The sequence below is a fragment of the Erythrobacter sp. S57(2025) genome (genome assembly GCF_057365055.1).
Window position 1 is genome coordinate 2,655,931 of the sequence record NZ_CP200299.1, and the last position, 12,222, is coordinate 2,668,152.

At 58.3% G+C, this 12,222-nt stretch carries 12 protein-coding genes; 11 read left to right on the forward strand and 1 reads right to left on the reverse strand.

Annotated features, from left to right (window positions below; translation table 11 throughout):
• Positions 1–85 precede the first annotated feature (85 nt).
• The 7 genes from AC0V6N_RS12685 (at position 86) to AC0V6N_RS12715 (ending at position 7,206) form a co-directional block, all read left to right on the forward strand.
• Positions 86–1,891: an aminopeptidase P family protein gene (locus tag AC0V6N_RS12685; protein WP_486171910.1), complete on the forward strand. Its 1,806-nt coding sequence runs from the start codon at positions 86–88 to the stop codon at positions 1,889–1,891.
• 85 nt (positions 1,892–1,976) lie between these two features.
• Positions 1,977–2,360 carry a VOC family protein gene (locus AC0V6N_RS12690; RefSeq protein ID WP_486171911.1) on the forward strand — a complete coding sequence of 128 codons (384 nt, stop codon included), beginning with the start codon at positions 1,977–1,979 and terminating at the stop codon, positions 2,358–2,360.
• Positions 2,361–2,371: 11 nt separating this feature from the next.
• On the forward strand, positions 2,372–2,767 hold the full coding sequence (locus AC0V6N_RS12695) for a cupin domain-containing protein (RefSeq protein WP_486171912.1): 396 nt from the start codon (positions 2,372–2,374) through the stop codon (positions 2,765–2,767).
• 284 nt (positions 2,768–3,051) lie between these two features.
• Positions 3,052–3,774, forward strand: a complete 723-nt coding sequence (locus tag AC0V6N_RS12700; RefSeq protein WP_486171913.1) for an EF-hand domain-containing protein — start codon at positions 3,052–3,054, stop codon at positions 3,772–3,774.
• Between the two features lie 138 nt (positions 3,775–3,912).
• Entirely contained in the window at positions 3,913–4,671 is a 759-nt protein-coding gene (locus AC0V6N_RS12705) for a response regulator (protein ID WP_486171914.1), read from the forward strand.
• Entirely contained in the window at positions 4,668–6,077 is a 1,410-nt protein-coding gene (locus AC0V6N_RS12710; RefSeq protein WP_486171915.1) for a sensor histidine kinase, read from the forward strand. Before AC0V6N_RS12705 ends, AC0V6N_RS12710 begins: the two co-directional genes overlap by 4 nt.
• Before the next feature lie 37 nt (positions 6,078–6,114).
• A complete protein-coding gene (locus AC0V6N_RS12715) occupies positions 6,115–7,206 on the forward strand; it encodes a glutathione S-transferase family protein (RefSeq protein WP_486171916.1) in 1,092 nt (363 codons plus the stop codon).
• 4 nt (positions 7,207–7,210) lie between these two features.
• Here the strand turns inward: AC0V6N_RS12715 and AC0V6N_RS12720 are convergent, their stop codons facing one another.
• A complete protein-coding gene (locus tag AC0V6N_RS12720; RefSeq protein WP_486171917.1) occupies positions 7,211–8,785 on the reverse strand; it encodes a helicase HerA-like domain-containing protein in 1,575 nt (524 codons plus the stop codon).
• A gap of 116 nt (positions 8,786–8,901) precedes the next feature.
• On the opposite strand from AC0V6N_RS12720, the gene pabB reads away from it, so the two are divergent.
• The 4 genes from pabB (at position 8,902) to rpmG (ending at position 12,180) form a co-directional block, all read left to right on the forward strand.
• The gene (gene pabB / locus AC0V6N_RS12725) at positions 8,902–10,722 is read left to right on the forward strand and encodes an aminodeoxychorismate synthase component I (RefSeq protein WP_486171918.1); all 1,821 of its coding nucleotides are present in this window, start codon (positions 8,902–8,904) and stop codon (positions 10,720–10,722) included.
• 34 nt (positions 10,723–10,756) lie between these two features.
• The gene (locus AC0V6N_RS12730; protein WP_486171919.1) at positions 10,757–11,470 is read left to right on the forward strand and encodes an RluA family pseudouridine synthase; all 714 of its coding nucleotides are present in this window, start codon (positions 10,757–10,759) and stop codon (positions 11,468–11,470) included.
• Positions 11,451–11,867, forward strand: a complete 417-nt coding sequence (gene arfB, locus AC0V6N_RS12735) for an alternative ribosome rescue aminoacyl-tRNA hydrolase ArfB (RefSeq protein ID WP_486171920.1) — start codon at positions 11,451–11,453, stop codon at positions 11,865–11,867. The genes AC0V6N_RS12730 and arfB overlap by 20 nt, the downstream gene beginning before the upstream one ends.
• Positions 11,868–12,012: 145 nt before the next feature.
• On the forward strand, positions 12,013–12,180 hold the full coding sequence (rpmG, locus tag AC0V6N_RS12740) for a 50S ribosomal protein L33 (RefSeq protein WP_298931553.1): 168 nt from the start codon (positions 12,013–12,015) through the stop codon (positions 12,178–12,180).
• The last annotated feature ends 42 nt before the right edge of the window (positions 12,181–12,222 follow it).

The following is a 12,222-nucleotide window of genomic DNA, read 5'->3' on the forward strand; positions in this document are numbered from 1 at the left end:
GCCGCAGCCAAGCGGCCTATGTTGGCTGTTCTAACCAATGAGTCTCGCGCGGCAAGAGTGCGCGAGCAAACCGGGACAAACCGCCATGTTGATGCAAACCCATGAAGCTCGATTGAAAGCCCTTCGCGAAGAGCTGAAACGCCGCGAGCTCGATGGGTTTATCATCCCAATCTCAGATGAGCATATGAGCGAATATGTCGGCGATTATGCGCAGCGCCTGAATTGGCTCACGGGGTTTGGCGGATCAGCAGGTTTTGCCGCTGTCACGCTCACCCATGCGGCGATCTTTGTGGATGGGCGCTACACCGTGCAAGTGCGCGATCAGGTGGATGAGAACCTCTTCGAATATCGCAGTATTCCGGGCGATAGCTTAGGCGAATGGCTCGGTGATGTCAGTGAGAGCGGCGCTAAAATCGCCTATGACCCATGGCTCCAAACCTGGAATTGGGTCGCGGCTCTGGAAAAGGCGGTTGACCCCAAGGGTATCACCATGGTGCCTGCTGACAGCAATCCGATTGATGCGGTCTGGGCCGATCAGCCAGATCGGTCCGGCGCAGTCGCTATCGTCCATACAGAGGAGCTTGCAGGGCGATCCTCGGCTGAAAAACGCTCTGATGTTGCTGATTGGCTTGCTGACGAGGGACTGGACGCGGTCGTGATGCCTGCGCTCGATTCGATTGCGTGGCTGCTCAATATTCGCGGCTCAGACGTAGCGCATACGCCTGTCGCCTTGTCCTATGTGATCGCCCATGCCGATGGCCATGCAGAGCTATTTATAGCGCCTGAGAAAGTCACTCCTGAAGTCACGCAGCATCTCGGTAATGCGGTCACGATCCGCCCACGCGATGCATTTGTCGGTGCCTTGGGAGAGCTTTCCGGCAAGCAGGTTAGTGTCGATCCTGATTTCGGCGTGGTAGGTATTGCCCAAGCTTTGCGCGCAGGCGGAGCAAAGTTCACCTTCAAACAAGACCCCACCATCCTTGCCAAAGCGATCAAGAACCCTGCCGAAGTGCAGGGCCACAAGGACGCTCAGGCGCGCGATGGCGCTGCGGTGAGCCGCTTCCTGCGCTGGCTTGAAGTGACCGCTCCTGCGGGAGAGATTGACGAACTGACAGCCGCAGCAAAGCTCGAAGGCTTCCGCCGCGAACATGGCGATTTGCGCGATACAAGCTTCGATACGATTTCCGCCGCCGCGGGCCACGCCGCCTTGCCGCACTATAAAGTCGATGAAGACAGCAACATCCTCATCCCTCCCGGCTCGATCTATTTGGTCGATTCCGGTGGTCAATATCCCGCTGGCACGACCGACATCACCCGCACCGTCTGGATCGGTCCTGGTGAGCCAACAGCGGAAATGAAGGACCGCTTCACCCGCGTGCTCAAAGGGCACATTCAAATCGACCAAGCGATCTTCCCGCAAGGGACCAATGGTGGGCAGATCGACGCGCTCGCTCGCCAATATCTCTGGGAAGCGGGCGTCGACTATGCGCATGGCACCGGGCATGGCGTTGGCAGTTTCCTGGGCGTGCACGAAGGACCACAGCGCATCGCAAAACCCTCTGGCGGGCAAGCGGGCACCTCACAAGAACTGCATGCCGGCATGATCCTTTCAAACGAGCCAGGCTATTACAAGCCCGACGCATTTGGCATCCGGATCGAAAATCTGGTTCTGACGGTCGAGCAAGAAATCGGAGGTGCTGAAGGGCGCTATCTCGGCTTTGAGTGCCTCACCTTCGTGCCGATAGATCGCAAACTGATCGACAAATCTCTTCTCACTGAGGCTGAGATTGCGTGGATGGATGACTATCATACTGCGGTGCGCAACTTGCTTGTGCCACAGCTGGAAGGCGAAGACCGCGCTTGGGTCGAACGCGAGACGTCTCCTTTATAAGTCTCATTTGCCCCAAAGTGGATGTTCTAGTAATGTTCTCATGTTCCGAGTCGCATCAGGCGGCTTTGGTCGAGGGAGAACAGACATGATCGGCTACGTAACTTTGGGCACAAATGATCTGGCGAAAGCGACGACGTTTTACGACGCGATCGCCACGCATTTTGGCGTGGGCCGAATGATGGAGTTTGAAACATTTGTCGCATGGGGCGCGATGGGCGGAGCGCCCGGCATTGCGGCCACGCAACCTTTTGACGAGAAGGCTGCCACTGTCGGCAACGGGACGATGGTCGCATTGCAGGTCGACACTCCCGAAAAGGTTCATGCGGTCTATGACACGGCGATCGCTCAAGGCGGTGCAGATGAAGGCGCGCCCGGACCGCGCGGTGATGATGGATTTTACGCCGGCTATTTCCGCGATTTGGACGGCAACAAGCTCAACGTTTTTTGCATGACACCGCCACCATCATGAAGGAGGGCGTGATGAGCGCACACAAACTGACAGATAGTTTCATTCATCTCGGGCTCGGGGCCACGGCGGTCCCGCAGCCTCCCTTTGACGGAGTGAGCTGGTACGAAGCCTATGGTGCAAGACATGGCAGCGACGGGGTAGAAGGACGCCTTGTCTCGCAACATAGCTTCAGCGATGGCTGGGACACTTGGGAGATGCATCCCAATGGTTCGGAAGTGGTGATCTGCACGGAAGGCGCGATGGTGCTCACTCAGGAATTTCCCGATGGGCGGCGTGAGAAGATTGCTCTGGAGGCTGGCGACTACGCGATCAATCCACCCGGCGTCTGGCATATTGCCGATGTTGAAGATCGTGCCACTGCAATCTTCATAACTGCCGGTGAAGGCACGCAAATGCGCCCCCGTTAGCGGCGACGCGCTAGATTTCACCCAACTGAACAGAGTCGTGCTGGCGATACAATCTGCGACAAAACACTGTGCTTTCGGGATAATCCTGAGACAATAACTCCTTAAAAGAGGCAATGTGAGTTGCGGTGAGGAGCGCCACTAAAGCCCCTCCCCCTGACAAGCGACCATCGCTCCTAATCGGTGCGAAGGTGAATGCATGCCCCATTCGTTCATCACATGGTCGCTGGCTGGTGGTCTCCCGCCGCAGCTCTTCGATTACAGAAGACGAATTGGAAGGAATGAAAATGCAAAAGCTCAAAATCTCTCTCGCGGTTGCCGCCGCTGCCCTTACGCTTGGCGGCGCGGGTGTCGCGATTGCACAGCACCAAGGCGGTGAGCGCGGTTTCGCCGCAGCAGACGCCAATGGTGATGGCGTAATCTCATTGGCGGAAGCCAAAACACGAGCTGACGCCCGTTTTACCCGCATGGACGCGAATGCTGATGGCCAGCTAACCACAGATGATCGCACGGCGCGCCGGGCAGAACGCTTTGCTGAGGCTGACACCAATGGTGATGGCGAACTCAGCCCAGCGGAAATGACTGCGGCTCGCGAAGCACGTGACGCTCAAAGAGCTGAACGCCGGGCAACCCGTCAGGCGCGGATGTTTGAACGCGCTGATACTGATGGCAATGGCACTTTGTCTGAGGCCGAAATGACAGCAGCACGCGAAGCTCGCGGTGAAGCGCGGGAAGACCGTCGTGGTCAGCGCGGTGAAATGCGCCGCGGAGGCCGACGTGGTGGCGATCGCGCTATGCGAATGTTGCGCCAGGCTGATGCCAATCAGGACAGCATCGTAACCAAAGCGGAATTCGATGCCGCTGTGGAAGCCCGCTTTGCACGGGTCGATGCTGACAGCTCAGGCACCATCACCGCCGAAGAGCGCGAAACCGCCCGTGAAAAAGCGCGCGAGGAGCGCCGCGAGCGTCGCCAAGAACGACGTGAGCAGCGTCAAAACGGCGCGCGCTAAACTCTCTCTCCCGTGAGGCTCGCTGGCAACTCCCAATGCCAACTTGCTAAAGAGGACGGGCCTCACACATCCGCAAGCTCGGCCGCAGCCTAATAGTTGCGCGCCGGGCTCGCACGTTTCATTAGACACAGAGTAACGATGGACACGATCAACCCCACACAGATCCTGCTGATCGATGACGAGGCGACCTTGCGTGAGCCTCTGGCCGAGTATTTAGCCGGCCAAGGCTTCATCGTCACCGAAGCCGCCAGTGCGCCAGCCGCCCGCTCGATCCTGACCGAGGCAACGCCAGATATCGTCTTGCTCGATATCATGATGCCGGGCGAAGATGGGCTATCACTCTGCCGCCATCTGGTGGAAACCCGGCAGCTTCCAGTTATCTTCTTGACTGCCAAGAGCGAGCCAACCGACCGGATTATCGGGCTGGAGCTGGGGGCAGACGATTACATCGTAAAACCCTTTGAACCGCGCGAGCTGGTTGCGCGCATTCGCACGGTGCTTCGCCGAGTTGGTCGAGGGACAGGGCATGGGGCAGCATCCCAAACGCAAAGCGAGGATTGGCATTACGGCTTTGAGGGCTGGGTGCTTGATCCGCTAAAGCGCAAACTGACCGATCCCGAAGGTGTGACAGTTCCCATCTCGACCGCAGAATTCCGCTTGCTACGCGCGTTCCTGGATGCGCCGCGCAAAGTGATGGATCGCGATCTGCTGCTCGACCTCGTGCAGGGACGCACTGCGCAATTGTTTGACCGCGCAGTGGACAATCAAGTGAGCCGACTGCGCCGCAAGATTGAGGCTGATACGCGCGATCCGCAATTCATCCTGACTGTGCGCGGCGGCGGCTATCGCTTTGGCGCCAGCGTTAAACGCATCGCACCGGAGCCGGACGCTGAATGAGGAGGTTCTTTCCCTCAAGCCTATTGGGGCAAGTCTTGGTCGCTGTGGCTGTGGCGTTGTTGGTCGCGCAAGCTGTGTCGGCAACACTCCTCTATCAGGCGGCACAAAACCGCTTTGAAACCGGCCAGCTCAATGCAGTCGCGATCAGCCTTCTGCGCGATCCCCTAGAAAGACGGGGGCGTTTGCAAGATCGCTCACCTCGATCTGAGGCGACAGGCGATTTTCGTGGAGGACCTCGGCGCTGGCGGATCCGGACCCTTACCACCAGCGATGACCCACTCTTCCCACATGAGGTGAATGACACACAGAACGCCACCGCCTTGGCACAAATCCTCAGCGGCCAGGGTGTCGAGGCGACTTCTGTCCGTTTTGTAAAACGGCGCGCTGGCAATGATCCTGTCCTCCAGGAGCGAGCTTTACGAAACCCTCGTTTTGCGCGGCAAGGCGGATGGGCCGATCGCACGATCATTGTGGCAGCTTTCCAAATTGAAGAGCACGGCGAATGGCGCGTTGCGCGCGTTTTTGTGCCCCAGCGTGAGCCCGGCGTCACATGGGGAATTGTGCTGCAAACCTTCATCCTTTTCCTGATTATGATGGCGGTCTTGTTTGTTATCCTGCGCCGCATCACGCGCCCTCTAGCGCGCCTCACAGACCGCGTTGGTGACTTCGCCACCAATCCTGATCGTGCCGTACAACTTGAGGAAACCGGGCCGTCCGACATGCGCCACTTGATAACTGCGCATAACGCGATGGAGACGCGCATTGCCGCGCTGCTCGACGAAAAAGACGTAATGCTGGGCGCAATCGGACATGACCTCAAAACGCCGCTCGCGGCCCTACGCGTGCGGATTGAAAGCGTACCGGACGAGGCGCAACGCGCGAAAATGGCTGATAGCATCGAGGACATCACTGCCACGCTCGATGACATCCTGACCTTGTCGCGCGTTGGGCGGGATCGCTCTGGCACAGAGGCAGTTGACCTTGCGGCATTGATGATCGGCGTGGCCGAGGAATTTGAAGATCTGGATGAGCCGGTGACGCTAATCGATCCGCCTCGTGTGGTTGCACGCATTCAAGTGACATGGGTTAAACGGGCTTTTCGCAATCTTGTCTCAAACGCTGTCCGCTACGGCGAGAAAGCCGAGCTGTCCTTGCTCGAGGAAGACGGTCACGCGATCCTGCGCGTTGATGATAGCGGCCCCGGCATCGCTTCCGATCAGATCGAAAACATGCTCGAGCCGTTTGCCAGAGGTGAGGCATCGCGCAACCGGACAACTGGGGGCGCGGGGCTGGGTCTCACCATTGCGCGTGCAATCGCCGACCAGCATGGCGGCAGGCTGACCCTCACAAACCGCTCAGAAGGGGGCCTTCGCGCAGAATTGCATTTGCCAGTATCATCGCACTAAGCGTAACTTATCCGCTGGATCGGATGAAAGAACCAGCATGACAGACACAATGTTCGGAACGCCCGCTTCGCTTTTTTCAGGCAAAGCGCGCGCCTATCTCGATTGGAAGGGCGTGGACTATAAAGAAGTCACGCCCACGCTAGAAATCCGCAATGAGGTGATCGTCCCCGCAGTGGGCCGCATGATCATTCCTGTGATCCAATGCGAAGATGGTTCAATCCTTCAGGACACCTCGCTCATCATCGATCATTACGAGGCACGCGAGCGCGGTCCTTCGATCTATCCCGATGGTCCAAAGCAGAAATTGGCAGCCTTGTTGCTCGAGTGCTTTGGTGATGAATGGCTCGTCATCCCGGCGATGCATTATCGCTGGAACTATAATGAGGATTGGATCTATGGCGAGTTTGGTCGCAGCCTAGCGCCTGAAGGAACAGCCGAACAGCAAGTCGCCGCGGGCAAGATGATCGGCGCACAATTTCGCGGGTTTGTGCCTATGCTGGGCATTAATGAAGCGACCATTCCCGCCATTGAGGCGAGTTATGAGGCGCTATTGGCGGACCTCAATGCGCAGTTCTCCGAGCATGATTTTCTCTTCGGCTCCCGCCCATCTATCGGCGACTATGGCCTGATCGGGCCGCTCTATGCCCACCTTTACCGCGATCCTGCATCGGGTGAGATCATGGAGCGATTGGCCCCGCGCGTTGCCGAATGGGTAAGGCGAATGGTCGAACCACCGGCTCCCCAGTCAGGCGAGTTTTTGCCGGATGACACCGTACCGGGCACCGTCCTGCCAGTGCTGTCGCGCATGATGGAAGAACACCTGCCTTTCCTTATCGAAACGGGCCAATTGCTTGGCGAATGGCACGCCAGTAATCCGGGTGGAGAGCTGCCGCGCGGGCTTGGCCTTGCGCCCTTCATCATTGCTGGAACGAAAGGCGAAGGGATGGCGCGCACGTTCAGCCTATGGATGCTGCAAAGGGCACTCGACTATCTGCACACGCTAGAGGGCGACGAGCGCGCGCAATGCGAAAAGCTGCTTCGAAGCGTGGGCGGCGAGGCGCTGCTTGATTTCGAAATGCCCGTGCGGCTTGCCTATGAGGACCACACTTTGTCGGTCGCTCAGGGCTAAACCCTTACCGCATCAAACCACCAATCAGGTTTCGCACGAAACGGCCGGCAATCGGCCCGGCAAGGTCGGTCGCGATGGAGCCAGCCGCCGATGTGATCCCGCTTTTGACGGGGTTTGAGCGGCTTTTCTTGCCCAAAACCGCAGCCGCCGCCGCGCCCGCCATGCCGCCTGCAGCCACTTTAGTGCCGCGCGACAGGGCCTTTTCCCACATACTCTTGGTCTTGCGCGGGTTTTTGCGCACTTCCTCCTCGCCCTTTTCGGCCACTTCGACGGCGGTTTCAGCCGCATCAGCGGTCTTTTGCGCAAGCACTTCTTCCGCGCTTTCGCGGTCGACGGCCTCGTCATATTTGCCTTCAAACGGGCTGATCGACTGAATGATCGCGCGCTCTTTTTTGGTCACCGGGCCAAGGCGCGAACGCGGCGGCTTGATCAGAGTGCGCTGAACCACGGTCGGCGCGCCTTCTTCATCAAGCGTGGAGACCAAAGCTTCACCTACGCGCAATTCGGTGATCACCTCTTCGGTGTCGAGATCATCGTTAATCCTGAACGTCTCTGCAGCTGCTTTAATCGCGCGCTGATCGCGTTTGGTGAAGGCGCGCAATGCATGCTGCACGCGGTTGCCGAGCTGGCCCGCGACTTCCTCGGGAATGTCGATCGGGTTCTGAGTGACGAAAAACACACCGACGCCTTTTGAACGGATCAGGCGAACGACCTGCTCAATCTTTTCCTGCAAAGCTTTGGGTGCATCATCGAACAGCAGATGCGCTTCATCAAAGAAGAAGACGAGGCTCGGTTTTTCCGGATCGCCGACTTCGGGCAAGCTCTCAAACAGTTCAGCCAGCAACCACAAAAGGAACGTCGCGTATAGCTTCGGACTGCGCATCAGCTGGTCGGCAGCCAACACATTGACATAGCCGCGACCATTTTCATCGGTCTTGAGAAAATCGTCAATTTCCAGCGCAGGCTCACCGAAGAAGTGGTCCGCCCCTTGCGCTTCGAAGCTCAGCAATTGCCGCTGGATCGCACCAACCGATTGCTTGGACACATTGCCATACGTGCCCGAAAGCTCTTTTGCGTTTTCATAGGCAAATTGCAGCATGCTTTGCAGATCGCCGAAATCGAGCAGCAAGAGGCCATTGTCATCGGCATGGCGGAATACGATCTGCAACACGCCTTCCTGCGTGTCGTTGAGGTCAAGCAGGCGCGACAACAGCAATGGGCCCATTTCGCTGATCGTGGTGCGGATCGGGTGGCCTTGTTCGCCGTAAAGGTCCCAGAAAATCACCGGATTATCGGAATAGGCATAGTCTTCCATGCCCAATTCCTTCGCGCGGCCTTCCAGCTTGTCTGCATGTTTGAATGTGGGAGAGCCGGGCATAGCGATGCCGGACAAATCGCCTTTCACGTCAGCGACGAAGACCGGCACGCCGTTGGCAGAAAAGCTCTCCGCCAGACCCTGCAACGTCACCGTCTTACCCGTACCCGTGGCGCCCGCGATCAGGCCGTGCCGGTTCGCACGGCTCAGTGCCATTTGCTGGTTTTCACCATTGCCGCCAAGACCCAGAAAGATATCGCTCATCGTGTAGTAGACCCTTTGCCCGTTTGTGCGCATCGTGTTGCAGAGGCAGAGCGGGGCGGTCAAGCTCTCGACATAATCGTATCGACTTGGCCGCAGGATGGGCTAAGGCTTTCGGCATGGGTCAGGCGGACGCACCTCAGAGATTTGTATTGCTCGACGATGCCCGCGCGCCGGAAGGCGGAGCGGCGGATGCGCTGCTTTATTCAGAGCCGCGCGAAGTGTTTGTCGCGACCCACGCCAATGAGGTCGAAGGTGTTCTTGAAAGCGCAGATAAAGCGCGCGCAGGCCGCGGCGAGCTGGCAGGATATATCGCATACGAAGCGGGCCTTGCGCTTGAGCCAAGACTTGCTCCCCTTGCCGATGCGACTGTCGGGGCTGGCGGACCGCTCGTGTGGCTGGGCCTGTTTGATCCGCCTGAGCGAATTGCGGCAGCTGATATGCCCGCTTGGCTGGCAGCACGCTCTGAGGGCACGGCCAGCCTCGGCCCGCTCGAACCGCAACTTTCACCGGGCGGATATGAGGCCGCGTTTGAGACTTTGCGTGAGGCGATCCATGCAGGTGACATCTACCAAGCGAACCTCACCTATCCGCTTGCAGGATCCTATCGCGGCGATCCACTGGCGCTATACGCGCAATTGAGAGCGGCCGCGAGCGCAGGCTATGGCGGCGCGGTGTTTGACGGCTCGCATTGGCTTTTAAGCTTTTCGCCCGAATTGTTCGTGTCGCTCGATAAGTCTCAGGCCAAGGTGAAGCCGATGAAAGGCACGCGTCCGCGCAGCGATGATCCCGCGCAAGATGCGGCTTTGGCAAAAGAGCTGGCGACTTCGGTCAAGGACAAGGCCGAAAACCTGATGATCGTTGATTTGATGCGCAATGATCTGAGCCGTGTAGCGGTGCCAGGCAGCGTGCGGGTCGACGCGCCTTTTGCCGTGGAAAGCTATCCAACCGTTCACCAGATGGTCTCCAGCGTGCGCGCTGAGCTTGCGCCGGGCAAAGGCGCAATGGATTTGGTCCATGCGATCTTCCCCTGCGGTTCGATCACGGGCGCGCCGAAAATCCGCGCGATGGAGCTGATCAGCGATGTCGAGCGCGATGCGCGCGGCCCCTATTGCGGCGCCATCGGCAGGATCGGAGCAGACGGAAATGCTGCCTTTAACGTCGCCATTCGGACACTGCGCCTGACCCCGATTGAGAACGGACAAGGCAGCGCAGTGCTGGGCGTAGGCTCTGCGATTGTGGCCGACAGCGAAGCGATGTCTGAACGCCGCGAATGCGAAGTGAAAGCCGGCTTTGCGCGCGCATCTTCCCCCGATCACACAGCTCCCGCTTTTGACCTGATCGAGACTATGGCCTTCGATCCTGAAACCGGGATTGGCATGTTGGAGCTGCATCTGGCGCGCATGAAAAACAGCGCCAAGGCTTTGGGTTTTGAGTTTGATCGCCATGCCGCGCGCAATCAGATCCAAGCGTTGTGTTTTGATTTGGAAGAGCCCGCAAAGTTGCGTCTGCTTACTGCGCGAAGCGGAGCAATTGCATTGGAAACAGGGCCTCTGCCCACACCGTTCGAAAGCGATATCCCCGTGATTGCTCTTCCAAATCCGCTTGATCCATCGGATTGGCGGCTTTCGCACAAGACATCTGATCGTGGGTTTTACGAAGAGGCGCTGTCCGCTGCGCAAAGTTTGGGCGGGAAAGAGGCCATTCTGGTGAGGGAAGACGGACTGGTAACAGAGGGCAGCTTCACCAATATCTTTGTTGAGCGCGATGGTCTATTGCTCACACCTCCTTCATCGCTCGGCCTATTGCCGGGTATCCTGCGCGAGTATTTGATCGAGAAGGGCCAAGCTCGCGAGGCTGAGCTCACCCTTGATGATCTCGCTGACGGCTTCCATTTGGGCAACGCGGTGCGTGGCCTCTTTGCCGCGAAACTGATTTGAGAAAGCGGGCAGCTTCAGCTCCCGGTACACACACATGAACATACCCATCCTCTACGAAGACGGCGAAGCGCTTGTCATTGATAAGCCCGCAGGTCTGCCGGTTGACCGCCCCAAACGCGGCGGCCCTGCTTTGTGGGACCATATCGAGCAATTGAAGCTCGGCTTTCAGCGCCCTCCGGTCGCAGTTCACCGGCTTGATACAGACACAAGCGGCTGCCTTTTGATGGCGCGCAATCCCAAAGCTTTGAAACGGTTTAACAGGGCGTTTGAAGATCGGCTGGTCGGCAAGACCTATCTCGCGATCATCGATTTTGAACCCAGCGAGCCTTCAGGCACGATTGAATTGTCGCTGTCCAAAATCAGCTCCGCCGAAAAAGGCTGGCGCATGATCGCGGCGAAAAAGGGCAAACCTGCCGTGTCGCATTGGGAGCTGCTGGAAACGATTGGTGAGGGCGACAAACGCCGCTCGCTCATCCGCTTCCGCCCGACCACAGGCCGCACACACCAATTGCGGGTCCACGCTTTGCAAGGACTGGGCGCACCGCTTCTGGGTGATCCGGTCTATGGCCCTGTTCGCGGGCAGAATAAGGGCGCGCCGCGTACCATGCTGCATGCCGAGACAATCACGGTCGCGCGCGATGGCAAGCCCACAATCACCGCACACTCACCTTTCCCAGAGGATTTTGTGCGCGCTGGCCTTGCCGCGCCTGATGTACCGGAATTGGGCGATGGAACCGACGCTACTTAACCGCGCCCATGCGTTGGCCGAGGAAAGCTTCCTCGCTGGCTCTGGCCCCGGCGGCCAGAACGCCAACAAGGTCGCAACCGAAGTGCAGCTGCGCGTCAGTATTTATGCACTGCGTCTACCCCCACCTGTGTTTGCAAGGCTGCGTGAACTGGCCGGCTCAAAACTGACCACCGCAGGCGATTTGCTGATCACGGCGCGCCAACACCGCACGCAAGAAGCCAACCGTCAGGCGGCGCGCTCGAAGCTGGAAGATATCCTGAAAGCGGCCCACGAACGCCCCAAAAAGCGCGCCAAAACACGGATCAACCGGGTCGGCAAGACGCAACGGCTCAAATCCAAGAAAGCGCGCGGGATGGTAAAGGCCAATCGCGGCAAGCCCAATAGCTCAGATTGGTAGGCTTCGAAGGCTCGACTCTGCTTGACTTTCACAGGGGAATCGGACATTGGCGCCGGTCTGTGAGGCGGCGCACGCTTGCGTCGCCCTTTGTTTTACAGGCTGTCCAGCGTTTCTGGCGGCCTTACCCGAACTGTAGGATACCGCCATGGCGAAGCCCGCAACCGTCAAGATTAAGCTCGTCTCGACCGAGGGCACGGGCTTTTATTACACGACCAAAAAGAATCCGCGCAACACCACCGAAAAAATGGTGTTTCGTAAGTACGATCCGGTCGCAAAAAAGCACGTTGAATTCAAAGAAGCCAAGATCAAGTAAGATCTGGCGTTTGGGCGATGAATGCGCCCGGCCTTTACAATT

Bases quoted from the DNA above. Each gene is read 5' to 3' on its own strand.
- AC0V6N_RS12685 (WP_486171910.1), top strand. From the start codon at position 86: ATGTTGATGCAAACCCATGAAGCTCGATTGAAAGCCCTTCGCGAAGAG.
- AC0V6N_RS12690 (WP_486171911.1), top strand. From the start codon at position 1,977: ATGATCGGCTACGTAACTTTGGGCACAAATGATCTGGCGAAAGCGACG.
- AC0V6N_RS12695 (WP_486171912.1), top strand. From the start codon at position 2,372: ATGAGCGCACACAAACTGACAGATAGTTTCATTCATCTCGGGCTCGGG.
- AC0V6N_RS12700 (WP_486171913.1), top strand. From the start codon at position 3,052: ATGCAAAAGCTCAAAATCTCTCTCGCGGTTGCCGCCGCTGCCCTTACG.
- AC0V6N_RS12705 (WP_486171914.1), top strand. From the start codon at position 3,913: ATGGACACGATCAACCCCACACAGATCCTGCTGATCGATGACGAGGCG.
- AC0V6N_RS12710 (WP_486171915.1), top strand. From the start codon at position 4,668: ATGAGGAGGTTCTTTCCCTCAAGCCTATTGGGGCAAGTCTTGGTCGCT.
- AC0V6N_RS12715 (WP_486171916.1), top strand. From the start codon at position 6,115: ATGACAGACACAATGTTCGGAACGCCCGCTTCGCTTTTTTCAGGCAAA.
- AC0V6N_RS12720 (WP_486171917.1), bottom strand. From the start codon at position 8,785: ATGAGCGATATCTTTCTGGGTCTTGGCGGCAATGGTGAAAACCAGCAA.
- pabB (WP_486171918.1), top strand. From the start codon at position 8,902: ATGGGTCAGGCGGACGCACCTCAGAGATTTGTATTGCTCGACGATGCC.
- AC0V6N_RS12730 (WP_486171919.1), top strand. From the start codon at position 10,757: ATGAACATACCCATCCTCTACGAAGACGGCGAAGCGCTTGTCATTGAT.
- arfB (WP_486171920.1), top strand. From the start codon at position 11,451: ATGGAACCGACGCTACTTAACCGCGCCCATGCGTTGGCCGAGGAAAGC.
- rpmG (WP_298931553.1), top strand. From the start codon at position 12,013: ATGGCGAAGCCCGCAACCGTCAAGATTAAGCTCGTCTCGACCGAGGGC.